The 25238-nt window shown below is 59.9% G+C and carries 17 protein-coding genes and 1 pseudogene; 10 read left to right on the forward strand and 8 right to left on the reverse strand.

What is annotated here, in order from left to right; genetic code table 11:
* Window positions 1-35: 35 nt before the first annotated feature.
* The 5 genes from OJHNALOF_RS17130 to OJHNALOF_RS04780 all read left to right on the forward strand — a co-directional run bounded on the left by OJHNALOF_RS17130 (window position 36) and on the right by OJHNALOF_RS04780 (window position 6145).
* Window positions 36-461, forward strand: a complete 426-nt coding sequence (locus OJHNALOF_RS17130) for an Lrp/AsnC family transcriptional regulator (protein ID WP_165661314.1) — start codon at window positions 36-38, stop codon at window positions 459-461.
* Window positions 462-470: 9 nt separating this feature from the next.
* Window positions 471-2477 (forward strand): UvrD-helicase domain-containing protein, encoded by a 2007-nt coding sequence (locus OJHNALOF_RS04765; RefSeq protein ID WP_165661315.1) that lies wholly within the window; start codon window positions 471-473, stop codon window positions 2475-2477.
* A 113-nt stretch (window positions 2478-2590) separates the two neighbouring features.
* On the forward strand, window positions 2591-3667 hold the full coding sequence (hppD, locus tag OJHNALOF_RS04770; RefSeq protein ID WP_165661316.1) for a 4-hydroxyphenylpyruvate dioxygenase: 1077 nt from the start codon (window positions 2591-2593) through the stop codon (window positions 3665-3667).
* A gap of 137 nt (window positions 3668-3804) precedes the next feature.
* Window positions 3805-5175 carry a sodium-dependent transporter gene (locus tag OJHNALOF_RS04775; protein WP_094200224.1) on the forward strand — a complete coding sequence of 457 codons (1371 nt, stop codon included), beginning with the start codon at window positions 3805-3807 and terminating at the stop codon, window positions 5173-5175.
* A gap of 217 nt (window positions 5176-5392) precedes the next feature.
* Window positions 5393-6145: a M48 family metallopeptidase gene (locus OJHNALOF_RS04780; protein ID WP_240919636.1), complete on the forward strand. Its 753-nt coding sequence runs from the start codon at window positions 5393-5395 to the stop codon at window positions 6143-6145.
* 173 nt (window positions 6146-6318) lie between these two features.
* Here OJHNALOF_RS04780 and OJHNALOF_RS17135 read toward each other — a convergent pair.
* Window positions 6319-6717 (reverse strand): annotated as a pseudogene (locus OJHNALOF_RS17135) (2Fe-2S iron-sulfur cluster-binding protein); the annotation flags it as partial.
* A 266-nt stretch (window positions 6718-6983) separates the two neighbouring features.
* Entirely contained in the window at window positions 6984-8303 is a 1320-nt protein-coding gene (locus tag OJHNALOF_RS04790) for an FAD-binding oxidoreductase (RefSeq protein WP_165661317.1), read from the reverse strand.
* Between the two features lie 221 nt (window positions 8304-8524).
* Between OJHNALOF_RS04790 and OJHNALOF_RS04795 the strand changes: the two genes are divergently transcribed.
* On the forward strand, window positions 8525-9469 hold the full coding sequence (locus tag OJHNALOF_RS04795) for a LysR substrate-binding domain-containing protein (RefSeq protein WP_094200221.1): 945 nt from the start codon (window positions 8525-8527) through the stop codon (window positions 9467-9469).
* Between the two features lie 40 nt (window positions 9470-9509).
* Here OJHNALOF_RS04795 and OJHNALOF_RS04800 read toward each other — a convergent pair whose 3' ends face one another.
* From OJHNALOF_RS04800 to OJHNALOF_RS04825, 6 genes are all read right to left on the reverse strand, one after another.
* A complete protein-coding gene (locus OJHNALOF_RS04800; RefSeq protein WP_206063561.1) occupies window positions 9510-9833 on the reverse strand; it encodes a RidA family protein in 324 nt (107 codons plus the stop codon).
* 102 nt (window positions 9834-9935) lie between these two features.
* Window positions 9936-11564: a BCCT family transporter gene (locus tag OJHNALOF_RS04805; protein WP_165661319.1), complete on the reverse strand. Its 1629-nt coding sequence runs from the start codon at window positions 11562-11564 to the stop codon at window positions 9936-9938.
* Window positions 11565-11713: 149 nt separating this feature from the next.
* Window positions 11714-12964, reverse strand: a complete 1251-nt coding sequence (locus OJHNALOF_RS04810) for a Xaa-Pro peptidase family protein (protein WP_165661320.1) — start codon at window positions 12962-12964, stop codon at window positions 11714-11716.
* A 49-nt stretch (window positions 12965-13013) separates the two neighbouring features.
* A complete protein-coding gene (locus OJHNALOF_RS04815; protein ID WP_165661321.1) occupies window positions 13014-14249 on the reverse strand; it encodes an SRPBCC family protein in 1236 nt (411 codons plus the stop codon).
* 385 nt (window positions 14250-14634) lie between these two features.
* Entirely contained in the window at window positions 14635-15996 is a 1362-nt protein-coding gene (locus OJHNALOF_RS04820) for a sigma-54 dependent transcriptional regulator (RefSeq protein ID WP_094200216.1), read from the reverse strand.
* Window positions 15993-17861 (reverse strand): sensor histidine kinase, encoded by a 1869-nt coding sequence (locus OJHNALOF_RS04825; protein ID WP_165661322.1) that lies wholly within the window; start codon window positions 17859-17861, stop codon window positions 15993-15995. Before OJHNALOF_RS04825 ends, OJHNALOF_RS04820 begins: the two co-directional genes overlap by 4 nt.
* Window positions 17862-18156: 295 nt before the next feature.
* Here OJHNALOF_RS04825 and OJHNALOF_RS04830 point away from each other — a divergent pair, with 295 nt between their 5' ends.
* The 4 genes from OJHNALOF_RS04830 to OJHNALOF_RS04845 all read left to right on the forward strand — a co-directional run bounded on the left by OJHNALOF_RS04830 (window position 18157) and on the right by OJHNALOF_RS04845 (window position 25177).
* The gene (locus OJHNALOF_RS04830) at window positions 18157-19563 is read left to right on the forward strand and encodes a cytochrome ubiquinol oxidase subunit I (RefSeq protein WP_165661323.1); all 1407 of its coding nucleotides are present in this window, start codon (window positions 18157-18159) and stop codon (window positions 19561-19563) included.
* A 1-nt stretch (window position 19564) separates the two neighbouring features.
* Complete coding sequence (locus tag OJHNALOF_RS04835) at window positions 19565-20560, forward strand: cytochrome d ubiquinol oxidase subunit II (protein ID WP_165661324.1); 996 nt, start codon at window positions 19565-19567, stop codon at window positions 20558-20560.
* A 244-nt stretch (window positions 20561-20804) separates the two neighbouring features.
* Window positions 20805-23444: a GAF domain-containing protein gene (locus OJHNALOF_RS04840; RefSeq protein WP_165661325.1), complete on the forward strand. Its 2640-nt coding sequence runs from the start codon at window positions 20805-20807 to the stop codon at window positions 23442-23444.
* A complete protein-coding gene (locus OJHNALOF_RS04845) occupies window positions 23441-25177 on the forward strand; it encodes an EAL domain-containing protein (RefSeq protein WP_165661326.1) in 1737 nt (578 codons plus the stop codon). The genes OJHNALOF_RS04840 and OJHNALOF_RS04845 overlap by 4 nt, the downstream gene beginning before the upstream one ends.
* Window positions 25178-25238: the final 61 nt, after the last annotated feature.

A 25238-nucleotide genomic window follows, 5' to 3' on the forward strand; every position in this document is an offset into this window, starting at 1 on the left:
GACGTTTCGTTCGGCAGCGTGAACAAGAGGTAGCAGTGGACAAGTTCGACCAGAAAATTCTGTCTTTGTTAACGGAAAACGCCCGCATGGCGGTAGCCAGCATCGCCCGTGAGGTGAGCCTGTCCCGCTCGGCGGTGTCCGAGCGCATCAAGGGCCTGGAAGAGCGCGGCATTATTTGCGGTTATCATGCGCGCCTGGGACGGCCTCAGGGAGTGGTACGCGCCTATTTCGCCCTTTGTTACCACGTACGCCAGTGCGAGCAGTATGCCGAGGCCCTGCGTGCCGTGCCTGAAATCAAACTGTGCTATACCATCAGCGGCGAAACCGACATGCTGGTGTATGTGGAGGCCGAGTCGATGGAGCGGCTTGACGCCATTCGTCACATTATTGAGCACACTCCCCATATCAAGACGGTGCGCACCCACATGATTCTGGGCGAGCTCATTAACACCCTGTCCTGAGGCGTCATCATGTCCATCTGCAAGGCCCACTGGCTGGGCCAGCTGTTCAGTCATCCCTTTTCGGGAGTGGAGCCCACCGATCAGGGGCCGGTGCTGCACCTGCGGCGGGAACGTCACCCGGTGCCCTGGCAGGAACTGCTGGCGCCGCCGTTGCTGGCGCCCGGCCGACTGTTCCGGCAGCTGGTGCTTAACTGCCGGCAAGGACAGCTGGTGTGTGCCTGGTTGCCTAAAGCCCGTGCCGAGGCACTGCAGCGGCAACTGGAGCTGGGCTGGTTCGCGCATCATGCCGCGCGCGTGGTCCCCCTGGCCGAACGTTGCCTGGCGTTGCTGGAATCCGGCTACCTGCGCCAGTCCCGCTGGCAGCAACTGCAGCACTGGCTGGCCGAAGAGCCGCTGCGCTGGTGTGACCTGACCCTGCCGTCCTCTCTGGATGACCGCGCCCGGGCCGCCTTTGAGCTGGTGGCCACCCTGCAACAGGCCGATGATCACTGGCGCGAGCAATGCCAGCGGGAGCATTGCGAGCAGGTGCTGCAGGAACACCAGGCGCTGTTCGATACCCTGGAGGCCCATCCGCTTACCCCGGCCCAGCGGCTGGCCTGTGTGACCGATGAGGATCACAACCTGGTGCTGGCCGGTGCCGGTTGCGGCAAGACCAGCGTGATGGCGGCGCGCACCGCCTTTCTGCTGGCATCCGGCCAGGCCGAACCCCATGAGCTGCTGTTGCTGGCTTTTGGCAATGAGGCGGCGGCGGAAATGCGCGAGCGCCTGGCCCGACGCCCGGAAAACGCCGGGGTGCAGGTCAGCACCTTTCACGCCCTCGGGTTGAACATCATCACTCGGGCCACCGGGTGTGCGCCGGCGCTGAGTGAATTGGCACAAAGCGAGGCGGTCAGGCAGCGTGCCTTTTCTCGCTGGCTGGAGCAACTGGCCGAGGAGGAGCACTATGGCGTGCGCCTGCTGGCCTGGTTGCGCATGCACCGGTTTCAGACCGTGCCCACTCCCGACTTTGCCCGTCTGGCGAGGGAATGGGCGCCGCTGGTGGCGGCGCTCAAGCAGTACGGCGAGCCCGAGGCCCCCACTCCGGAGCAGGCCGAGCAGCTGGCGCTGGTGCGTCCCCTGCTGCAGCGCTACCAGCAACGCCTGGCCGAGGCCGGTGAAATTGACTTTGACGACATGATAGAGCAGGCCACCGCCCTGGTGAGAGCCGGCCGCTTTGCGGTGCCCTGGCGCCATGTGCTGGTGGACGAGTTTCAGGATATCTCGCGGGATAGGGCCGAGCTGTTGCTGGCGTTGCGTGATGCGGCTTCGGAGTTGTCACTGTTTTGCGTGGGTGACGACTGGCAGGCCATTTATCGTTTCAGCGGTGCCGATGTATCGCTCACCACCGATTTTGCCGGCTTTTTTGGCGCCACCGCCGTTACCGCCCTCGATACCACCTTTCGCTTCAACAACGTGATTGAGCGAGTGGCCAGTCGCTTTGTCACCCGCAATCCCCATCAGGTGCCAAAAAACCTGAGCACCCTGGAGCGCAGCGACGGCCCCTGCGTGCATGTGCTGCCGGTGGCCGATGACGAGCGTATGGACGTGGTGGCCCGGCTGCTGGGGCAGATCGCCGCCCAGCGGCCCAATGCCTCCGTTTATCTGTTGTCCCGCTTTCGTTTCAGCCTGCCCGACGAAGCCCTGTTGGCGGGCTGGCGCAAACGCTTTGCCGGCCTGCACATTGACGCTCAGACCCTGCACGGCGCCAAGGGCAAGGAAAGCGACTGCGTAATTCTGCTGGGCCTGGCCCGGGGCCGTTATGGTTTTCCGCCGGAAAAAAAGCAGGCCTCGCTGCTCGACGCGCTGCTGCCCGTCGAGGAAGACTATCCCCACGCCGAAGAACGCCGGCTGTTTTATGTGGGCCTGACCCGGGCCCGGGATCAGGTTTTTCTGCTGGCCGACCGGCAAATACCTTCTCCCTTCGTCAAAGAGCTGCTGGAAGGAGGCTATCCCGGCGTCAGCCGCTGGCAGGGATGAATGCCTTCAAAGGGCTGTCATTATTTCTTTACACCTGTTTTCCCTGTCACCCGCTCGTTCATGGCTTCCGCCCTTATACTTAACCCGCATCATTCAGGGGAAAGGAGGGCACCATGGCCGAAAGCAGCAATCACCTGTGGGAAAACCCGCTGGGCACCGATGGTTTCGAGTTTGTGGAATATGCCTCCACCGAGCCCGAACGGCTGGCGCAACTGTTTGAGCACCTGGGCTTTGTGGCGGTGTCCCGCCATCGCAGCAAAAACGTTACCCTGTATCGCCAGGGCGACATCAACTTTATTCTCAATGCCGAGCCCGACAGTCAGGCGGCGCAGTTTGCCAAAAGTCACGGCCCCTGTGCCAACGCCATGGCGTTCAGGGTGAAAGATGCCGCCATCGCCCTGAAACGATTGCAGGCCGATGGCGCCAAAGTGGTGCCGTCCGGTGCCGGCCCCATGGAACTGCAGATCCCGGCCATAGAAGGCATTGGCGGCTCGTTGATTTACCTGGTGGACAGGTACGGTGATCACAGCATCTATGACGTGGACTTTCGCCCCCTTGGGGGAGTGGCGCGCCATCCCAAAGGGGTGGGACTCACCTACATCGATCACCTTACCCACAACGTGGCCAGAGGCCATATGGATCTGTGGGCGGGCTTTTACCAGCGGTTGTTCAACTTTCGGGAAATCCGCTATTTCGATATCGAGGGCAAGCTCACCGGGCTGCGCTCCCGGGCCATGACCAGTCCCTGCGGTAAAATTCGCATTCCCATCAATGAGTCATCCGACGAACACAGCCAGATTGAGGAATTTCTGCGCCAGTATCGAGGCGAGGGCATTCAGCATATTGCCCTCGGCACCGACGACATCTATCGCACCGTGGAGCAGTTGCGCGCCGGCGGCATGAGTTTTATGGATACCCCCGATACCTACTATGAGCGCCTGAACGAGCGTCTGCCCGGCCACAATGAGGACCTGGGGCGGTTGCAGCACAATCGCATTCTGATGGATGGTGCCCCCACCGAAGGACAGGGGTTGTTGTTGCAGATCTTCACCGACACCGTCATCGGTCCCATCTTTTTTGAAATTATTCAGCGCAAGGGCAATGAGGGTTTTGGTGAAGGCAACTTTCAGGCTCTCTTTGAATCCATCGAGGAGGATCAGATACGCAGAGGCGTGCTGAAGGCGGAATAATCTTCAATTTTTACACTCAACCGTTTTTTATTTGAGCGTGTGGTGGCAAAATAGCAGGACATACTGTCAGCTATTCTTTACACCTTGGCCGGGGTGGCTGATAAATAATAACAGGCCGAAGATTTGATGGAGTGGGTGTGAGTAACAACGTGCAGGGAGCCGGCGTGCGTCCGGCCCAGTGGTCCAGCCGGTTTGCCTTTATCATGGCGGCGGTCGGCTCGGCGGTCGGCCTTGGCAATATCTGGAAATTTCCCTATATCACCGGTGAGAACGGCGGCGGCGCCTTTGTGCTGGTGTATCTGGCCTGTATCGCGGTGATCGGCCTGCCGCTGATGATGGCGGAAGTCATGCTGGGCCGGCGCGGAGGCCAAAGCCCCATCGGCACCATGGCGCAGGTGGCCGCCGATGAAGGGCGCAGTCGAAGCTGGGTGGGCATTGGCTTTATGGCCACCCTGGCGTCCTTTCTGATCCTGACCTTTTACAGCGTGATTGCCGGCTGGACCATGCCCTATATTCTGTCGGCGGCCAGCGGCGAGTTCGGCGGCATCGCGGCGAAAGACTCCGACGCCCTGTTTGGTGGCCTGCTGGCCTCGCCGGGGCAACTGTTGCTGTGGCACTCGGTGTTTATGGGGCTGACGGTGCTGGTCTCCGCCGGTGGCGTGCGCCATGGCCTGGAGCGGGCGGTTACCAAACTGATGCCGGCGCTGTTTGTACTGTTGCTGATCCTGGTGGGTTATGGCATGACCTCCGGGCATTTCGGTGAAGCCGCCGCCTTTCTGTTCAGGCCCGATTTCTCCGCCCTGACCGCCGAGGCGGTGCTGGTGGCCCTGGGCCACGCCTTCTTTACCCTGAGCCTGGCTAGTGGCGCCATGATGGCCTACGGCGCCTACCTGAAAAAGGAAGTGCCCATTGCCCGCACCTCGGTGGTGGTGGCGCTGATGGATACCGGCGTCGCACTGCTGGCGGGTCTGGCGATTTTCCCCATCGTATTCGCCAATGGTCTGGAGCCGGGCGCCGGCCCCGGACTGATTTTCGTGACCCTGCCGGTGGCCTTTGGCCAGATGCCGGGCGGCAGCTTTTTCGCCACCCTGTTCTTTGTGTTGCTGCTGTTTGCGGCCTGGACCTCGTCCATTTCCCTGCTGGAGTCCCTGGTCAGTTACCTGAATGAAAAGGGCGTGAGCCGAGTAAAGGCGGCCATCGGTGGCGGACTGGTGGCCTGGCTGGTGGGCATTACCACAGTGCTGTCGCTGAACGAGTGGTCGGGCTTTACCCCTCTGGACATGTTTGCCCGTTTTGAGGGCAAGACGCTGTTCGATCTCTATGACTACCTCACCGCCAACATCATGATGCCCCTGGGGGCCTTTTTCACCGCCCTGTTTGTGGGCTGGAAAATGAAGCCGGCCCATTCCGCCGCCGAACTGGGTGGCTGGCACCGAGTGTGGTTTCCGGTGATCCGTTACCTGTCTCCCATTGCCCTGCTGATCGTGTTTTATTTCAACCTCTGGTAAGGCGGCACTTAGGTGCGTTTGCATCAGCCCAAAAAGCCCGCCCTTGCGGGCTTTTTTTGAATCGGGATCACTCGCTGGCCGGCCCGAGCCCTTCGCAGGCTTGCAACTTACCCCCTGCTCCTTTAAGTTGCGAAACTTGCGAAATGGGATGCAAATGAGGATGGTACTTCCTGGTGAGGGAGTATCTGCCATCAATAACGAATACGAGAGAGCCAAAATGAAACAAACCATGATAGCGGCACTGGTTGCCGTGGCCGGCCTGACCGGTTGCGTATCCAACGACACCAGTGGCCTGCTCGGCGCCGGCATGACCGCCTTTAAGGGGGTGACCCTGTCCAAGGCAGAACTGCAGGCCGAGGCCAGCCTGTCTGCCGAGCAGATGGATGCCCAGAGCAAACTGTCCGCTCCCAACAGCCAATACAGCAAACGGCTGGCGAAGTTGACCAGGGAGCTGACCAGCATAGATGGCACTCCGCTGAATTTCGCCGTCTATGAGTCTGACGAAATCAACGCCTTCGCCATGCCCGACGGCACCGTGCGGGTGTATTCCGGTCTGATGGATGTGATGGATGACGCCGAACTGGTGGCGGTTATCGGGCATGAAATTGGTCATGTCAAATTCGACCACTCCCTTAACCAGTTCAAGACCGCGTACCTGACCGAAGCCGCCAAGCAGGCCGCCGTGGCGGCCGGCGGCACCGTGGGCTCGCTGGCTTCGTCCCAGTATGGCGACATTGGCGCCAAGTTCGTGAGCGCCCAATTCTCCCAGCAGGATGAGCTGGAGTCCGATGCCTATGGGGTGGAGGTGCTGTGCCAGCTGGGCATGGATCCCTATGCCGCGGCCCGCGCCCAGCAAAAACTGCAGAAGCACGCCGGTAACGGCGGCGGACTGTTCTCCAGCCATCCAGCTACCGACACCCGCATCAAAAAGGCGGAAGCCGCGGCGGCCAACGCGTCCTGCAGCGGCTGAGACGAGCTTGCCTGTTGTTGACCATGCCGGCCTTGGGCCGGCATTTTTATGTTCTGCGGGCCGTTGAAGCAGGCTGGCGTTAGCCAATCTCGGTAGGCGATAACGGTGTTTGCTGTCGGAATACTGCAGCAGCTGAGAATATAGCCCTCGGCGATATCGCCCTCGGAAATTCCCCCGTTTTGCTCCATGATCACATCGCCGGCGACTTTGCGTACCTTGCAGGTGCCGCAAATGCCCATGCCACAGGCCTTGGGAATATAGAGCCCCAGCTTGGCGGCGGCGGTATGCACGGTTTCACCCGGAGCAATACTGACGCTCTTACCTGACTCGCTGAATTCGACCTGAACCATGTCTGCACTGGCCAGGCTGTCGCTTTCCTCCTGGGCCAGCTCAATTTGTTCCACCACGTCGGTCTTCACCTCATCGGGGGTCGCGCCAAAGCTCTCTTCATGATAATGCGCCATGGGATAGCCCAGGCGTTCCAGCAGGGATCTGACTGCCCTCATATAGGGCCTGGGGCCGCAGCAAAAGACCTCTCGTTCCATAACGTCGGGGGCGATCAGCCTGAGCATGTCTTTGCCCAGGTAACCGGTAAAGCCGCTCCAGGGTGACAAACTGACCCGGTTTGAAGAAAAACATCACCGGTTGCTCGGCCATAAAACAAAAGGTTTTCACATCCCAGGTTTCCTGAATGACCTTGACGCAGCGCACGGCATGGCGGCCATTGACCCAGGTTTGTGTGTTAACGGCGTGTACGGCTGGGGTCATGGTGGCGACTCTCCTGAAAGATGAATAATGTCGAAAGCGAAAAAGGCCCGGTCACGGCCGGAGTGTGAGTTCATATTTCACCGCCGGCCTTGCCGGACTCGTAACGCAGGCGAATGCGGGCGCCCACGGCGCGCAGGGGGTCGGGCGGAACCCAGCTGGGCCGGTTGCTTTGCCGAATAAAATCGAGTTCGCTGCTGTGGTGGCCGGCAATCCATTCGGCCAGGTAATACCCCAGGTAGGTGCCCTTGGCGACGCCGACCCCGTTCATGCCACTGAGTGCATACAGGTTGTCCGTCGATTGCTGGAACACCGACTGATGATTAAGGGTCATGCACAGCATGCCGCCCCAGGTGTATTCAAAATCGAGTCCGTCCAGCATGGGAAAGCGGGCGGAAAAAGAGGCTTTGTGCTGTTGCCAGGCGCGTTCCAGCTCCGCCTGGCCGGTGCGCAACGAGGTATTAAAATTGAAGCTGTTGCGAATGAAAATGCGCCGGTCCGGAGTCAGGCGTACCGTGGTGCCGGCCGGGTGGGCCGAGGTCAGCCCCCAGGGAGCAATGTCGGGAAAGTGATGTGCGGCCTGGTTCTCACTCATGGGGCGGGTCAGGCTGGCATAGGTGAACACCGGGGCCAGGCGGTGCTGGAACAGGCCAAACTCTTCACCGAATGAATTGGTACTGAGCACCAGGGTTTTGGCCTCGATCTCGCCACCCAGGAAGCGGGCCCGATGCGGGCTGCCAAACTCCATGCCGGTGACCGGGCTGTTTTCAAACAGGGTGACATTGGCGGGCAGTGCCTGGGCTACCCCTTGCGCCAGGGCCGCCGGGTTCATCAGTATGTTATTCGGCGTATACACCGCCTTGCGGTAATACTCCGTGCCCAGCCGCTGCCGCAGGGCATGGCCTTCCAGCACTTCGTAGGGCGTGTTCAGTGCATTCAGCGTATGGGTGAAGCCATCGATATGGCGAAGGTTGTCGGCTTCGTGGGCGGCAAGGTATTTGCCCGCCTGTTGCCATGCACAGTCGATATGGTGTTGCCGGCGCAGCCGATCCAGTCGGTCAATGGCAAAGCGGTTGAGCTGGTGAATCTTTTTGTCTTGCTCGGGATCGGCATTGGCATCCAGGTTATGGGGCAGATCGATGATAAAACCGGCATTTCTGCCTGAGGTTCCCTGACCAACACGCAAGGCATCGACCAGGGCAATACGGGTGTCGGGCCAACGTTCGGCCAGCCGGCCGGCAACCGAGAGCCCGCTGAAGCCGGCCCCGACAATCAGAACGTCAAAGCGGTGCCTGCCCTTGAGGCGACGAGCCGAACTGCGTCCGGTGAGCGGCGAGGTTTCATACCAACCCAGTTCACCGTCAATGGCAGGAAGGCGAAGTATCTTTTTCATGGTCTGGCTCCCAATATGTTATGGAGCTGATACTAAATTTTGATAAAAACTTTACAATCGACAAATAAGCACCGATAGATTCCTGTCAGGAATCTAAAGCCGAAGTGCGTTATAAAATAAGAAACGAACAGAGAAGCCAGCAGGCCTGCTCCTTGTGTGAGCAGGCCGAAATGTGATTGTGTCGTGAAGGGAATGCATTCCCAGTATATGGAAGTACCATCATGAAGCCCTTGTTTAAACAATTGCCGCCACTGCAAACCCTGACCTTTTTTGAAGCCGCCGCCAGGCACGCCAGTTTTACTCGTGCCGCCGACGAGTTGTGCGTGACTCAGAGTGCGGTCAGCAAGCAGATAAAGTTACTGGAGGAATATCTGGGGGCCGAGCTGTTTTATCGAGAGCGCCGGCAGGTAATGCTGACGGATGATGGCCTTGAGCTGTTTGCCGAGGTTAAAACAATGCTGGGGCAATTGGCCGACAGTTGCAACCGCATACGATCCCATGTTTACAGCAAAAACGTTACTATTGTTTCAACGGTGGCGGTGGCACATTACTGGCTGTTTCCTCGCATTGCCCGTTTTAATATGGAATTTCCGGATATTAATATCAATATCTACGCCACCGATGAAATCACCGAAGATCTTTGCAGAAAGTCGGATATGGGCATTCTCTACGGTTACGAGCAGTGGCAGTCAAACCTGACCGGGCATTACCTTTTTCGGGAACGTATTTATCCCGTTTGTGCCCATGATCTGCCACTGACCGACATCAACAGGCCCGAAGACCTGCTGAATAACCGCATTGTGCATCTGGATCCGTTGAAGTGGCGCTGGGTTAATTGGGGCGACTGGTTTCGTCATTTTGGTATTCACTATCAGGTGCCCGGTCATGCCCTTGTTTTCAATCAGGTTCCCTTGGCCATGAATGCGGCGCTGCAGGGAATGGGGATCACCCTGGGGTGGGAATTTATGCTCAGGGAGATGCTGGAAAACCGATTTATCCGTATTGTCGGCGATGATTATGTGGAAACCGGCAGGGCCGATTACCTGGTTTACAGCTCGGCAAAACCCCTGTCGACCTCGGCTTGTGTTTTTCGTGACTGGTTGTTGCAAGACGCCGAAGCCGATACCGCCCGGCTGGATGCCATGGTTAATCATGGCAGCGAATAGGCCACAACAAGCCCACAGTGAATACTGTGGGCAATATTGATTATGCACTCAGACTCAGGGCTACCGCCTGTGCTTCAATCAGGTAGCCGGGGTCGGCCAGCGCCGACTGCACGCAGGCCCGAGTGGGTTGGTTGCTATTGCCGAGCCAGGCTTCATAGACTTCGTTCATCTCATCGAAATGCTGCATGTCGCTCAGCCAGATATTCACGCTGATTAACCGGGACTTGTCAGAGCCGGATTCGGCCAGCCATTTCTCAATCTTTGCCAGTACCTCGGTGGTCTGCTGCTGAATATTGCCCTGCAGGTGATCGGCCACCTGGCCGGATAGAAAAACGAAGCCATTAACGGCGATGGCCTGGCTCATTCGTGGGCTGGTTTCTTTTCGCTGAATTGTCGTCATGAGTGCTCCAATAGCATTGGTTTGCTGATGTATCGGTTAAGGAGGGCGGGAATCATCCCGCCCGGCTCAGGCCGCGTTATTCTCGGCGTTGGCGGTTTGTTGTTTGCTCAACGCGGATTTAAGGGTGCCGGCACACATCAGGATCATGATCACCGAGAAGGGCAGGGCACCGATAACCATGGCCTTTTGAATGGCCTCCAGGCCACCGGCAAACATCAGGGAGCCCACCACCAGGGTGAGTATGGTTCCCCAGACCACGCGATGGCTGGCACCGGGTTGATCGTTCCCCCCCGCCATAATGGTATTCAGTACCAGCACGCCGGAGTCTGCCGAGGTAACCAGGTAGGTCAGGATCAACAGGATCACCATCAGCGACATGCCCAGGGCGGCATTGGCCGGCAGCATTTGCTGCAGGGTGACGAACATCTGGGATTCGATAACGGAGCCCACTATGCTGCCATTGGCACCGCCGTTCAGCTCCAGATCTAGGGCGGTGCCTCCCAGCAGGGCAAACCACAGGCAGCACATCAGGGTGGGGATTATCATGGCGCCGATAATAAATTCCCTGATGGTGCGCCCGCGGGAAATACGCGCCAGAAACAGGCCGACAAAAGGTGCAAAGGCTATCCACCATGCCCAGTAATAGATGGTCCAGCCGCCTTGCCACTGACCCAGTTCCGATACCTGATCCCACACGGTAAAGCTCATGGCCGGCAATGCGATCAGGTAATCGGCCAGGCTGCTGACATAGGTGGAAAAGGCAAAGGCGGTGGAGCCGAACAGGGCGAACACCGTCAGCAGCACAAAGGACAGTGCCAGATTAACGTTGCTGAGCCATTTAACGCCCTTGCCGACACCGGTCATGGCCGACAGGGTAGACAGGCCCATGACCAGCAGCAGGGCGAAGACCATGGCCGAGCCGGTTGGCTTGCCTTCTCCGTTCAGCAACCAGGCCGCTCCGGTGACGCTTTCAAAGCCGGAGATCAATTGCAGAACGCCGGTGCCCACCGTGGTGGAAATGCCCAGCACGGTCGCCACCACGGCAATAATATCGATGGCATGGCCCAGGGAGCCATTCAGGCGATCACCAAACAAGGGGATCAGGGCGGAGCGAACGGTCAGTGGCAGTTGCTGCCGATAGGCGAAATAGGCCATGGCCAGGCCGATAGACACATAAATGCCCCAGGCATGCATCCCCCAGTGTAAAAACGAGTATCGAATGGATGATGGTACCGTATCGGCAGTTTTGGCACTGACCATCCCCTTGATGACATCCGGGTTGCCGGCGAAGTGATACATGGGCTCGCCAATGGAATAGAACATCAGCCCTATGCCCATGCCGGCACCGAACATCATGGCAAACCAGGAAAAGTTGGAAAACTCGGGGCGTTCATGTTCCTGTCCCAGCCGTAGTTTTCCGAACGGGCTGAGTGCCATGGCCAGGCAAAATATCAAAAACAGGCTGACCGAAATAATATAATAGGAGTTGAACATGGCGAGTAATGCCGTATTGATTGATCCCAAGGTCGATGCCGCCTTGCTGGGCATGACAATGGCAAACAATACCAGCATTACAATAATCACTTTACTGATGATGGTAATGGTCGGATTCAGGCCTTTATAAAACCCTTGGCGAGAGGTGGGAATATTTACCTCCGGCCCTATGCTGCGGTTTGTTGTGGTTTCCTTAAGCATGATATCTCCTTGTTCGTTTTAATCTGATGATTAAAACAAATCTTCCTTGGGTGAATCGTGGTAAATCTATAGGCGTCCTGCTGGTAAATCATGATGAAATGGGCGAGTGAAGAATGGGCCGTGGCTGATATCAGCCACGGCCCATTCATTCAGATAAGCCAGTCTTCTTCCCAGGGGTAGTTGGAAAGCGGCACACAGCCATTTTTGGTGATCAAGACCTGCTGCTCCAGTTTGATGCCTTCCTGGCCGCCTTCCACGGCAATGCAACTTTCTACGCAGATGGTCATGTTTTCTTCGAGAATACCGTCATAACCCGACTTTTCCCAATCGTCCCCCGGATGGGCAATGGCCGGGTATTCGTCTGCCATGCCGATGCCGTGGGCGATGCAGCAGTAACGGTTCTTGTAGAACTCGTCGGGAATGGGCCAGCTTTTGTCGACAAATTCCGTGATGCTCATGCCGGCTTTCAGAATATCCATGTTGTGGTGTATCTGCTGGTAGGCGGCACTGTAGAGGCGACGCTGTTCGTCTGTGGGGCGAACATGCCCCACCGTCCAGGCACGGGAGATGTCGGCACAATAGCCATAAGGGCCAATCATGTCGGTATCGAAGGCGATGATTTCCCCCTCGTTCATCACCCGGTTGCTGCATTCCTGCATCCAGGGGTTGGTGCGCGGCCCCGACGCCAGCAGCCGGGTTTCGATCCACTCACCGCCATGACGAATGTTCTCGAAGTGCAGGTGGGCCCACAGCTCCTGCTCGGTCATGCCCGGTCGCAGCTCCTCGAACATGCGTTGCATGCCATGCTCGCACACGGTGATGGTCCACTTCATCAGCTCAAGCTCTTCTGACGATTTAACGGAGCGGGCCTGCTCCAGCAGCGGCTGGCCCTGCTGAAGCTGAACGCCCAGGGCGGTGAGGCAGGGCACGCCTTCTGGCTCCATCTTGTCGACCGCCAGGCGCATGTTGCCGCCACCATGTTGGCGAAGCAGGTCGGCTATCTCGGCGGCCCACACTTTTGCCTTTTCCGCGACTCGAGGACCGGCGCCGAAATAGGCCCAGTTCACGGCCAGGCGGACTTCATCCACGGTTTCCAGGTGTTCGCACAGGTGTTCGCAATTGTGGAACTCCCAGATGATCACCGGGCCATCGGCAAACACCATGGCATAGCGGGAAGCATTGTGGGCGGTCCAGACCTGCATGTTGGATGCATCGGTGGCATAGCGAATATTGACCGGGTCATAGAGCAGCACGGCGGCGCAGTCATGTTTGAGCAACTGCTCCCTGACCCGTTGCAGGCGATAGGTCCGGGCCGCTTTGTGCACCTTTTCCGTCACCGGGTTACGCAGTGGTTGCTCCCTGGCGATGTCATTAAGATAGGTATGCTTGGTTTCGAACATGGTTTACCTGCCTGAAAGAATGCGATTGAGTCGATGAACAACGGGTTTGTCAGATACCCGATTGCCACTGCTTGATGTACCAGCCGATAAAGTTCATCACCAGGCCTTCGGTTTCTTCCGAATACTGTCCTGGCTGATAGGCGTCGGAACGAATGCCGGCGTGGTTGATTTCTGCCAGCCATCTGTCCTGATCATTGGTCTGAACCCAGACATGGGTCAGGTTATCCAGGTCATAGTCGACCCCTTCCTGAGCGTCTTCATGCACCAGCCAGCGGGTGCGCACCAGGGTTTCGCTTTCTGAAATGGGAATGGCCATGGTGGTGACCACATGGTCACACATAAAGTGATGCCAGGAGTTGAAATGGGTCCACATGGACAGGTCGCTGTTGTCCGGCTCAGTGAATCCGGGCAGCAGCTTTTTACAGGCCAGCTCGCCGTTCATGGTCTGCGACAGGGCGCCGTTTTCCAGAATCATCATCATGGCCCGGTACCAGCGATCCGCGGTCAGATCCAGCGGCTCGTGGGTCATGCCCATGCTGTCCCACAAGGGGCGTTTGACTGCATAGGCCTCATCGATTTTTTTGGCAATGGCGGCGGCTTCCCGAGGGTCGTCCGGCCAGCCAAAACCGGCACCAAAAGGCGGCCAGCTTTTTAACAGCTCCGGATGGTTGGCATTGCAGTGGTAGCACTCCCGGTTATTTTCCACCACCAGCTTCCAGTTGGCCTTTTCGATGATGTCGATTTCCTTGGCAACCTTGAGCCTGTCGAGTTGATAGAAGCCGACATAGGGCGCCAGATCTGTCTTCATCTTCTCAATATCGGCATAGGAAGGGTCTTTCGACAGGTTGATAAACAGCAGGCCGGCAATGGACTCTATGGCGACGGGCTTGAGGCCATTGCCTTTGCAGGAAAACGACTCTCCCATGCGCCCGGCATAAATCAGATCGCCGTTCAGGCCATATACCCACTGGTGATAGGGGCACACCAGTTTGGGTACATTGCCTTTTTCGGTAACACAGATTTGCGCGCCTCTATGGCGGCAGGAATTATGAAAGGCACGAATATCTCCCTGTTCATCCCGCACCAGTATGATGGAGTTATTATCAACCTGCACAACCCTGAATTCGCCTTTTTTCTTGAATTCGGATACCACACCAACATAAATCCAGGTTTTCTTGAATATTTGCTCAACATCAAATTTAAATATTTCATTTGAGGTGTAGAACGCAGCGGGCAATCCTTTACCCTGACGATATTGGTGTAACAGCTCAGCGATTTTTTCCATTGCTCATTCCTCAATTGCCCAGCTTGATTAAAAAGGCGTAGGGTTGTTATTAATGCCCTGACCACGGTGCATTCATTTTTTAAATGGTGAATTGTCGGTCAGGTTTTAATTGGCCGTATCAACAAGTCCAATTTAGGCAGCAGTGAATCTGCATCACTGTCTGTTTTGATGCATTTTTTATTAACAAGTTGTTATCATCAAGTGACTTATCAGACTCGACAGATGAGTAAGAGGAATGTATCTCTCATCTGTGTTTGTTAAGCCGGGTCTTCAGCAATGCTTTTCTGATTGCGACCCATTGATTGCCCGTTGCGATGCCGGACATGGGGGGCATATGCCGAATTTTCTGCCGGCATATGGCACCCGGGGGCGAGCGGTATGCAGCTTACAATCCGTAGCGTTCTATTTTTTTCAGCAGGCCCTGGCGCGATAGCCCCAGGGCCTGGGCGGCGTGCGTGCGGTTGTTGTCGTGGCGGGTGAGGGCATCGGTGATCAGGGCAATTTCCAGTGCCCGCACCTGGGCGTCCAGGGTGTCTCCAGCAGGCTGGGGCCGGGCCGGCGCCTGCTCCCGGGCGTCGGGATAGAGCAGGGCGATGTCGTCCAGGGTGATAATCCCCCCTTGTGCGATGGCGGCCACGCTGTCGAGGGTGCTCTTCAGCTCGCGCACATTACCCGGCCAGCGGCGCTGAATAAACCAGTGAAAGGCCGCCGAGTCCGGGTGCAGGGGGGGCTGGCCACAGCCCTGAGCCTGCAGCTCCAGGAAATGGCTCACCAGCAGCGGAATGTCTTCCGGCCGTTCATCCAGGGGGCGGGTTTCAATGGTCACGCCCTTGATGCGGTAAAACAGGTCTTCCCGAAACTCGCCACTGGCTACCCGGTCGGGCAGGCTGGCGTTGGTGGCGGAGATCACTCGCACGTTGATGGTTTCCAGGGTGCGTCCACCCACCGGATAGAAGCTGCCTTCCTGCAAGACTCTCAGCAATTTCACCTGCATGGCCAGAGGCATGTCGCCGATCTCATCCAGAAACAGGGTGCCGCCGTCGGCCAGCTTGAGCAGGCCGTCCTTGTTGCGGTCGGCACCGGTAAAGGCGCCCTTGGTGTGGCCGAACAGCTCGCTTTCCAGCAGCTCGGCGGGAATGGCGCCGCAGTGCACCGATATAAAGGGGCCATCGGCTCGAGTGCTGAGATCGTGAATGGCGCGGGAGATCACTTCCTTGCCGGTGCCCGAGGGCCCGGTGACCAGCACCCGCACGTCGGTGGGCGCAATGCGCCCGACCAGGGCGCGAATGGTGTTCATCGCCGGGGAGGCGCCAATCAGGGTGCTGATGGGATGTTGCCGGCCCATGCGGGTTTTCAGGCTGTTGAGTTCGCGCACCAGTTGGTGCTTGGTAATGGCACGGCGAATCACCACCGCCAGCAGATCCGGATCCATGGGTTTGGCCAGCAGATCCCAGGCGCCCTGGCGCAGGGCCTCAAGCGCCAGCTCGCGCTCGCCGTGGCCGGTGAGAATGATTACCGGCCTGTCGGTGAATTCGGGCAGGGCGGCCAGGGTGTGGTGCGGATCAAACAGGGGCGGCAGGGACAGATCCAGCAGGATCAAATCCGCATCCACCCGTCCCAGCAGGGCACGCAGCTCGTCAAGATCGGCGCCGGTATGGACTTCGTAGCCTTCCGAACGCAGCCACTGGGCACTCAGGGTGCGAAAGGCGGGTTCATCGTCGATCACCACAATGCGGGCCATGGTCATGATGCGGGCTCCTCGGGAAAGGAAAATTCAAAGGTCACCGGCCAGCCGGCGTCGTTGCGGTGGCGAATATGGCCGCCGTGGGCTTCCATGATGCGTTGTACGATGGCCAGGCCCAGGCCGCTGCCGCCCTGGCGACGGGTTACAAAGGGGCGGAACAGCCGGCCCTGCATGTCGGCCTCGATGGCCGGGCCATTGTTGTGCAGCCACAACACCCCGGGGGCGTCTCCGGCTTCCAGCCGAATATGACCCTGTGGCTGGTTGCGTACAAAGGCCAGGGCGTTGTCGATCAGGTTGGTCAGCACCTGCTGCAGGCGGTAGGCATCGGCCCACAGGGTGTAGTTTGCCGGCAGCACATAATCAAACTGCACTCGTTGCCAGTCGAACTGGGGTTGCAGGCTTTTCAGCAGGGGCTCCAGGGGCACGGCGCGGGCCTGGATCTGCAATTGGCCGGAATAGGTCAGCAGATCCGCAATCAGCCGGTCGGCGCGCTTGAGCTGATCCTGAATCATGTTCTTGCGCTCGGCGTCCAGGCCGGCGGTGGCCATGGAGATGGTATTGAGCGGGTTGCGCAGCTCGTGGGCCATGGCCGCCGACAGCCCGCCCAGCTCCACCAGGTGCTGTTCCGAGACCCGTTTGCGCTCGGCTTCGGCCAATTGCAGCGAGCGTTCCAGCAGGCCACAGCGGGTAGCCAGCAGGGAGCCGAACACCTCGGCGGTGAGCCGCATGCCGGGGGTAACGTCATCAAAGCCCTTGAGCCGGAACTGCCAGCCCTGGGCATGATGCAGGCACCACAGCTCCAGCCCGGGGCCGGGTTCGTAAAACGGTGTTTGGGTCAGCAGGCGTATGGTGACCGCCTGACCCATCTGCCGGGCCAGCAGGCGCTCGGCGGTCTGGGCCAGGGCATTCCAACCGCTGGCGTCGCGCAGCTGTGCCAGCCAGGTTTCCAGCAGTTGCTCATCAAGCCGGCTGCCCGGGTAGACCAAGCGCTCTACCAGGGCGCTTACCGGCCGGTATAACGCCAGAGCCAGCATCAGCAACAGCAGTGAATACAGCCACAACTGCCACTGGGGCACGGCGGCCAGCGCCTGCATGCCCAGCCGTCCGGCCATGGCACTGAACAGTGCCATCAGCCCCAGCAACAGGCCGGTCATCAGAATCCACAGCAGCGCCCGGTTGGCCCAGGCGTTGATTTCCAGCATTTGATAACGCACCACGCCGTAGACCAGCAGCAGCACATAGCTCGGCAGCAGCAACATGGGCCAGGGGTACCAGTGCAGCCCCAGGGAGGGAAAGATAAAGCTGGTGGCCAGCAGCAGGCCCCAGGCACCGGCGGCGAACATGGCGGCAATGGAGCGGCGCCGGTTGCCTTTGTGGTGCACAAAGCCCCACAACAGCAGGGCATGAGCCAGCACGCCGATGAAAATGGTGTAGCCGATGTTGAACCAGCCACTGCCCTGAAACACGAAATAGTGCTCAAAGGGACCAAAGGCGATGATGCCGCCACCGCCTTGCCACAGGGTGATGATACTGACCAGTACGGCGGCGCCGTACAGCAGGCCGCGATAGCGCGCCAGCCGGCTCAGCCAGGGGCGCAGGCCCGGCCCCTGGTTGACAAAGCCGATGGCGAAGTCGAGAAAAAAGGTGGGCATCAGCGGGTTGGCGAGGATCAGCGCCATGCCCAGGGTGTCCAGGCCGTAAAACACCGCCACATGGCCGGCGCACCACAGTGCCATCATCACCCCAAAGCCAGCCAGCGCCTTCATGCTGCGCCGGCTGCGGGCGCGCCAGAACAACCAGGCCGATACCAGCAGGGCGCAGCCGCTGGTGAGCATCATCATGAGTTCAAAGGCGAGTTCCAGGGGCATGGCAACCGTGGCTTCCGGTGTAAATGAAATTGACAGTTCGAGCGTCTGGAACTGTAAACCCTGTTGTCAGTGAGCACAAGTTTTCGCGTCGTTATTGATCCAGGGCAAGGCGGGGCGTGCTTTTTAACAGGCTGGCACGCTTTGTGCTTTGTATGCATCACCAAACCAGCAAGTGAGCATAACCCAAATGAACATGACCGCCCTGTTGATGGAATTTTCCGCTATTGTGATCGTTCTTCTGATGGCGGGCCTGCCGGCCCTGGTACGCCGCCAACTGGCCCGTTAAGGAGGATCCATGGAACTCGATGCCGCCATACTGTCGCGAATACAGTTTGCCTTTACCGTCAGTTTTCACATTATCTTTCCGGCCATCACCATTGGCCTGGCTACCGCCATTGCTATCTGGGAAGGGCTCTGGCTGAAAACCCGTAATCCGGTGTATTTTCAGCTGGCCAAATTCTGGATCAAGCCTTTTGCCATCACCTTTGGCATGGGGGTGGTGAGCGGCATCGTGCTGTCTTACGAGTTTGGCACTAACTTCTCCCGCTTTTCCGAAATCACCGGTGCCGTGCTCGGGCCGCTGATGGCCTACGAGGTGCTGACCGCCTTCTTCCTAGAAGCGGGTTTTCTCGGGGTCATGCTGTTTGGCTGGCAGCGGGTGGGGGAAAAGCTGCACTTTTTCTCCACCTGTGTGGTGGCGGTCGGCACTTGGATCTCCGCCTTCTGGATCATCGTCGCGAATTCCTGGATGCAGACGCCAGCGGGGTACGAGCTGGTGGACGGCCGCTTTGAGGTGGCCAGCTGGATGGAGGTGATTTTCAATCCGTCCATGCCCTACCGCCTGACCCACATGTTGCTGGCGGCCATGCTTAGCGCCACCTTCCTTATCGGTGGTGTCAGCGCCTGGTATCTGTATAAAAAACGGGATCTGGCCTTTGGCCGCAAGGGGCTGTCCATGGCACTGTGGGCGGCGCTGCTGCTGGCACCGGTGCAGGCCCTGGTGGGGGATTTTCACGGCCTCAACGTAAAAGAGCACCAGCCCATCAAGGTGGCGGCCATGGAGGGGATCTGGCCGGAAACCGAGCGCGGCGCGCCGCTGCTGCTGTTCGCGGTGCCCGACATGGAGGCCGAGACCAATCATTTTGAGATCAAGATCCCCAAGCTGGCGTCGCTGATCCTCACCCACGAGCTGGACGGCGAGCTGCAGGGCCTGAAGTCGGTACCCGCCGACGAGCGCCCCTATGTGCCCCTGATTTTTTATTCCTTCCGCATCATGGTGGGCCTGGGCATGCTGATGATAGGTGCCGCCCTCTGGGGCCTGTGGCTGCGCAGAAAGAACGGCCATTTTGAAAGTCGGCCTTTTCAGTGGCTGATGATGCTGATGATCCCGTCCGGCGTGATCTCCACCCTGGCCGGCTGGTACGTGGCCGAGGTGGGCCGTCAGCCCTGGCTGGTGCATGGCCTGGTGCGCACCATGGAGGTGGTGTCGCCGCTGCCGGCGGAGCGGGTGCTGTTTTCCCTGACCCTGTTTGTGCTGACCTACAGCCTGCTGTTCTGTGTATACCTCTATTTCATGGCCAAGCTGATCCGCAAGGGCCCGCCCGACATGGCTCGCCTGGAGCAACACATGATTGGCATCAAGGCCCCCGGTTTTGCCCTGGCCTGGGTGAAGAAACTGCAACACGACGTGGTGGAGAACTGAGATGGATCTGGCGCTGTTTTATTATTTGCTGCTGGGCTTTGCGGTCCTGATGTATGTGGTGCTGGACGGCTTTGACCTCGGCCTCGGCATTCTTTACCCCTGGTTTCGCAGCGAGGGCGAGCGGGATCACATGATGCGCTCCATCTCCCATGTGTGGGACGGCAACGAAACCTGGCTGGTGTTTGGCGGCGTAGTGCTGTTCGCCGCCTTTCCCGCCGCCTATGCCGGCATACTGGCCACCCTGTACACGCCCATCATCATCATGCTGATCGGGCTTATCTTTCGCGGCGTGGCCTTTGAGTACCGGTTCAAGTCACACCGTTCCAAGCCCTGGTGGGACAAGTCGTTCTGGCTCGGCTCCACCGTGGCCACCTTTTGCCAGGGGGCCATTCTCGGTGCCGTGGTGCAGGGGGTGGACGCCGTGCCGGGAGAGCTCGGCGCCCTTGACTGGCTCAGCCCCTTCAGCCTGTTTACCGGCTTTGCGCTGATGGTGGCCTATTCCCTGCTGGCCTGCTGCTACCTGGTGCTGAAAAGCCGGGACCCCGTGCTGACCCGGGCCGCCCACCTGGGACGCCGGCTGGTGCTTGCCATCATGGTCATTCTGCTGGCGCTGAGCCTGTGGATGGTGCTGGACAACGAACAGGTCAGCGCCCGCTGGTTTGACGGCCTCAATTTTATCTGGCTGTCGCCGCTGCCGCTGCTGAGCATGGTGCTGGGCTTTTTACTGTACCGGGATCTGGACGGCGAGCCCCATGAAACCCGGCCCTTCTGGCTGGCCTGTGGCCTGTTCCTGCTCGGCTTTGGTGGCCTGGTGGTGAGCCTGTTCCCTTACCTGATCCCCCATCAGCTCACGCTGTGGCAGGCCAGCGCCCCCGATACCAGCCTCAAGTTCCTGCTGCCGGGCATTCTGATTTTCCTGCCGCTGATCTGCGCCTATACCCTGTGGGGCTACCGTATCTTTTCCGGCAAGGTGGAAGATTTCGAGGAAGGTTACTGATGGCCGGGAAAAAGGGCTGGCTGTGGTTTGCGGCACTTTACCTGGCCGGAGTGGGAGTGATCACCCTGGTGGGGATGGCCGTCAGGCTGCTGCTGGGCAGCCCCTGAGCCCCGGTCCGTCGCTGAACAAAAACGACCCGTATGGGTCGTTTTTGTTATGGGGCCACGTTAAGATGCCTGCCTCAGTAATAGGCGTTCCGGCCCGCGCCGCCGTTGCGACATACGCTCAGACACGGGATGTTACCATGCACAGTTCTGCCCCCTTTCCCTCGAACGAACCGGCCCGCCTCGCCTGCCTGCACCAGTTGCAGCTGCTCGATACTCCCCCGGATCCGGAATTCGACCAGCTGGTGGAGCTGGCCTGTCTGCTGCTGAATGCGCCCATGGGGCTGGTGTCGCTGACGGACAAGGAGCGGCAGTGGTTTCGCAGCCAGCGCGGACTTGGCGCACAGGAAGTCCCCCGGGACGCCGCCTTTTGCAGTTGGGTGGTGGCCGACGGGGCACCGCTGGTGGTCAGCGATGCCAGCCAGGACGCGCGCTTTGCCGATCACCCCCTGGTTGCCGGGAAGCCTGGCCTGCGCTTTTACGCGGGCATGCCCCTGTACCTGGAATCCGACCTGGTGCTGGGCGTGCTGGCGATACTGGATACCAGGCCCCGCACCCTGAGCGAAGAAGAGCTGCGTCGGCTGGAATTGCTTGCCGGTCAGGCCCGGGCCCTGCTGCGGTTACGCTGGAAACGGCAAATGCTCAATGAACAGGGCAGCCTCAGCGACAACCGGCTGGCCCGTTACGAGGCCATTACTCAGGGGGCGGCGGCCGGCATCGTGCGCATCGACGGCCGTGGCCACATTCAAGAGATCAACGACTACGCCCTGAACCTGCTGGGTTACCAAAGAGACGCCCTGCTGGGGGAAAATGTCAGCCGGCTGATGCCATCCCGCTGGGCCGAGCACCACGACCAGTATCTGCGTCACTATACCGAGGGCGGCGACGCCCGCGTGATCGGCAAGGGACGCAAGGTGGCGGCCCTGCACCGGGACGGCCACTCGGTGCCGGTACACCTGGCGGTGGGCGAGGTACGCCTGGACGAGCACCACGGCGAGGCGGAGTTTATCGGCATTCTGACCGACCTCAGTGAAATGCATCAGGCCGAGCTGCGGGAGCGGCAGGCCGCCCGCCAGCTGGAGCGGCAGCAGCGACTGCTGAGCGTGCTGCATAAGGGACTGACCGACTATCATGCGTTGATGTCCGGCAACCGGCTGTGGGGATTCTTGCAGGAGGCGCTCAGGGAGCTGACCGGCAGTGACTATTCCCTTATCGGCGAGGTGCTGCCCGGCGACACCGGGCCGGCGCTCAAGGTCCACGCCATTACCGACCTGTCCTGGAGCGAGGAGTCCCGCCAGCTGATGCTCAGGCTGCAGGCGGGGGAAATGCTGCTGACCAACCCCGACAGCATGCTGGGTCAGGTGTTTGCCGGCGGCAGGACAGTCCTCAGCAATCGCATGGCGGACGACCCCCGCCGGGGCGGTTTTCCTCCCGGGCATCCGCCCCTGCACAACTTCCTCGGGGTACCGATCTTTGATGATGGCGAGGTGATCGGCATGTATGCCATCGCCAACGGCCGGGAAGACTACGATGAGAAGCTGGTGTCCTGGCTGGAGCCCTTTACTTCCACCTGCGCCCTGCTGATTAACCTTTATCGCCAGCTGCGCGAACGGGAAGCGGTCACCGAGCAGTTGCGTCAGGCCCGGGATCAGGCCGAGCAGGCCAGCCGTGCCAAGACCGAGTTTCTGTCGTCCATGAGTCACGAGCTGCGCACGCCGCTCAATGCCATCATGGGCTTTGCCCAGCTGCTGCAAAACAACCGGCGAGCGCCGCTGGGCGAGCGCCAGTTGCGCCAGGTGGAACAGATCTACAAAAGCGGCAGCCACCTGCTGAAGCTGATCAACGAGGTGCTGGACCTGGCGCGCATCGAGGCCGGCCGCATCGACATGTCGTTCGAGTCCATTGAGGTGGCCGACGTGGTGCGCGAGGCCTGCGACATTCTTTCGCCCATGGCCGAACAGCATGGCATTCGGCTGCTGGCCCAGATGGGCCGCTGCGGCACCGTCACCGCCGATTACACTCGACTCAAGCAGGTGCTGATCAATTTGTTGTCCAACGCCATCAAATACAACCGCCCCGATGGCCAGGTCGATATCCGTTGCCGTCGCGACGGCGAACGCCTGCGCATTTCGGTGCGGGACACGGGCGAGGGCATAGATCCCGACTACCTCGATCAGCTGTTTCAGCCCTTTAACCGCCTGGGTGCCGAGAACGGTGCCATTGAGGGCACCGGCGTGGGCCTGGCGCTGACCAAGAGCATAGTGGAGCAGATGCAGGGCGAAATTGGCGTCGAGAACTTTCCCGGAGACGGCTGCGAGTTCTGGTTCTGCCTGCCGCTGGCGGCCTCCGGGCCGGCGGCGGCCTTGCCCCAGGAGCTGCCGTCCCGGGAGGTGGCCGCGGCCGGCGGCAAGACCGTACTCTATGTGGAAGACAACCCGGCCAACCAGCGGCTGCTGCGTGATCTGTTCGAGGAGCTCGACGACTTTGAACTCGCCTGTGTGCACTCGGCGGAGCTGGCCTTTGAAATGGCCTGTGCCAGCCCGCCGGATCTGATCCTGATGGACGTCAACCTGCCCGGCATGAGCGGGGTGGAGGCGGCGCAGTTACTGGGGCGCCATCCGCGTACGCGCCAGGTGCCCGTGGTGGCGCTGTCGGCCAACGCCATGCCGGCAGAGGTGCGCCAGGCCCGCAAGGCCGGGTTTCGCGACTACCTGACCAAGCCGGTGGACATTCCCCGTTTGCTGGCGCTGCTGGATGAACTGACCGGGGAGGCATCATGACCGCGCCGGCTCATGCCGGTGCCCATATTCTGGTGCTGGATGACAATCCCATTAACGTGGAGTTGTTACTCTGCCTGCTGGAAGACGAGGGCTACCGGCAGGTGCGTGGTGAAACCGACCCGCGCCAACTGGCCCGGCACATGCAGGAACAGCCGATGGATCTGCTGCTGCTGGATATTCGCATGCCCCACCTGGACGGCTATCGCGTGCTCGAGTGGCTGGAGGCCGAATGGGGCGAGCGGGCACCACCGGTGATTGTGCTGAGTGCCCAGACCGATGCCGACACCCGGTTGCGGGCCCTGGGCCTGGGCGCCAGGGATTTTCTTAACAAGCCCTTTGATCAACTGGAGGTGTTGCAGCGTATTCGCAATACCCTGCAGGCGCACTTCCTGTTGCGTGAGCGCAGCGACCGGGCCAGGGGGCTTGAGGACGAGGTGCGTCAGCGTACACGGGAGCTGCAGCAACAGGCCATCAGTGATCCGGTGACCGGCCGGCTGAACCGACGGGGCCTGCTGGAGTGCCTGGGGGAACGCCTCAAGGGGGGCGTGGTGCTCTATTTTATCGCCCTCGACGGCCTGGAAGACATTGCCAGGCTGCACGGTTTACGGGTGGCCGAAACCCTGAGCCTTACCCTGAGCTCGCGGCTGCAGGCCCTGCTGCAAGAGCCGGACTGTGTGTTTGGCCCCTGGAGCAGCAGCGAATGGCTGGTGCTCGACTTTGGCGTGCCGAAGGCGGCCGGTATGGCCCGGCGGGCGGGCGAGCTGCTCGGCCGCCTGACGCAGGGCATGGAAGTGGAGCAGTTGCTGTTGCACCTGGACTGCCGCATCGGCGTCAGTCACAGCGGCCTTGCCCACTCCGGTGAGGAGCATCTGGTGCGTCAGGCGGCCATGGCGCTGCCGCACAAGGCGGGGGAGTGGCGCTGTTTTGAGCCCGAGCTTGAGCAGCGGTTGCTGACCCTCAGTCATTATCGCCAGGCCCTGCGCACCGCCGCCGAGCAGCGGGAGCTGTTTCTGGTGTACCAGCCCAAGGTGGAACTGGTGAATGAGCGGGTGATCGGCGCCGAAGCCCTGTTGCGCTGGACCAGCCCGGAACTGGGGCGCGTGTCGCCGGCGGACTTTATTCCCATTGCCGAGAGCAGCGGCGATATTCTGCGGCTGGGTGACTGGGTGATCGACACCGCCATAGGGCAACTGGAGCGGTGGCTCGAGCAGGAATGCGTGCCGCCGAATTTTCGCGTGGCGGTGAACGTGGCGGCGCTGCAACTGATGCAGCCGGGCTTTGCCGACAGCCTGATCACGCGGCTGGGCCGCAGCCGCCTGCCTGCAGGGGCCATTGAGATTGAGGTGACCGAGTCGGGGCTGATGCAGAACCTGGATCTGGCCCTGGCCCAGTTGCGCCAGCTGGCCGCGGCGGGCATCGGCATTGCCATTGATGATTTCGGCACCGGCTATTCGTCCCTGGCCTATCTCAAGACCATGCCGGTGTCTGTGCTCAAGATTGACCGGGCCTTTGTCGACAGCATGGATACCGACGAACAGGACAGGGGGTTGGCGCAGGCGGTGATCCACATGGCCCGTATTCTGGGTTGCGATACGGTGGCGGAAGGGGTGGAGCGCCCCGAGCAGGTGGCCCTGCTGCGGGCCATGGGTTGCACCCAGATACAAGGCTACTGGTTTTCACCGCCGCTCCGGCCCGAGGTGTTTATTGACTATTGCCAGGAGCAAAACGGGTAAACCCTTGTAGGCCCCACATCAGTGGGGCACTCGAGGGGCAAGAAATCTAGTGCAGGCAGAT

This window comes from Oceanimonas sp. MB9 (assembly GCF_011319775.1).
Lineage (GTDB): Bacteria > Pseudomonadota > Gammaproteobacteria > Enterobacterales > Aeromonadaceae > Oceanimonas > Oceanimonas doudoroffii.

Coding starts and splice junctions, on each gene's coding strand:
- OJHNALOF_RS04780 (WP_240919636.1), top strand. CDS start 5,393: ATGAAACAAACCATGATAGCGGCACTGGTTGCCGTGGCCGGCCTGACC.
- hppD (WP_165661316.1), top strand. CDS start 2,591: ATGGCCGAAAGCAGCAATCACCTGTGGGAAAACCCGCTGGGCACCGAT.
- OJHNALOF_RS04845 (WP_165661326.1), top strand. CDS start 23,441: ATGACCGCGCCGGCTCATGCCGGTGCCCATATTCTGGTGCTGGATGAC.
- OJHNALOF_RS04830 (WP_165661323.1), top strand. CDS start 18,157: ATGGAACTCGATGCCGCCATACTGTCGCGAATACAGTTTGCCTTTACC.
- OJHNALOF_RS04790 (WP_165661317.1), bottom strand. CDS start 8,303: ATGAAAAAGATACTTCGCCTTCCTGCCATTGACGGTGAACTGGGTTGG.
- OJHNALOF_RS04825 (WP_165661322.1), bottom strand. CDS start 17,861: ATGCCCCTGGAACTCGCCTTTGAACTCATGATGATGCTCACCAGCGGC.
- OJHNALOF_RS04800 (WP_206063561.1), bottom strand. CDS start 9,833: ATGAGCCAGGCCATCGCCGTTAATGGCTTCGTTTTTCTATCCGGCCAG.
- OJHNALOF_RS04835 (WP_165661324.1), top strand. CDS start 19,565: ATGGATCTGGCGCTGTTTTATTATTTGCTGCTGGGCTTTGCGGTCCTG.
- OJHNALOF_RS04815 (WP_165661321.1), bottom strand. CDS start 14,249: ATGGAAAAAATCGCTGAGCTGTTACACCAATATCGTCAGGGTAAAGGA.
- OJHNALOF_RS04840 (WP_165661325.1), top strand. CDS start 20,805: ATGCACAGTTCTGCCCCCTTTCCCTCGAACGAACCGGCCCGCCTCGCC.
- OJHNALOF_RS04765 (WP_165661315.1), top strand. CDS start 471: ATGTCCATCTGCAAGGCCCACTGGCTGGGCCAGCTGTTCAGTCATCCC.
- OJHNALOF_RS04795 (WP_094200221.1), top strand. CDS start 8,525: ATGAAGCCCTTGTTTAAACAATTGCCGCCACTGCAAACCCTGACCTTT.
- OJHNALOF_RS04810 (WP_165661320.1), bottom strand. CDS start 12,964: ATGTTCGAAACCAAGCATACCTATCTTAATGACATCGCCAGGGAGCAA.
- OJHNALOF_RS04820 (WP_094200216.1), bottom strand. CDS start 15,996: ATGACCATGGCCCGCATTGTGGTGATCGACGATGAACCCGCCTTTCGC.
- OJHNALOF_RS04805 (WP_165661319.1), bottom strand. CDS start 11,564: ATGCTTAAGGAAACCACAACAAACCGCAGCATAGGGCCGGAGGTAAAT.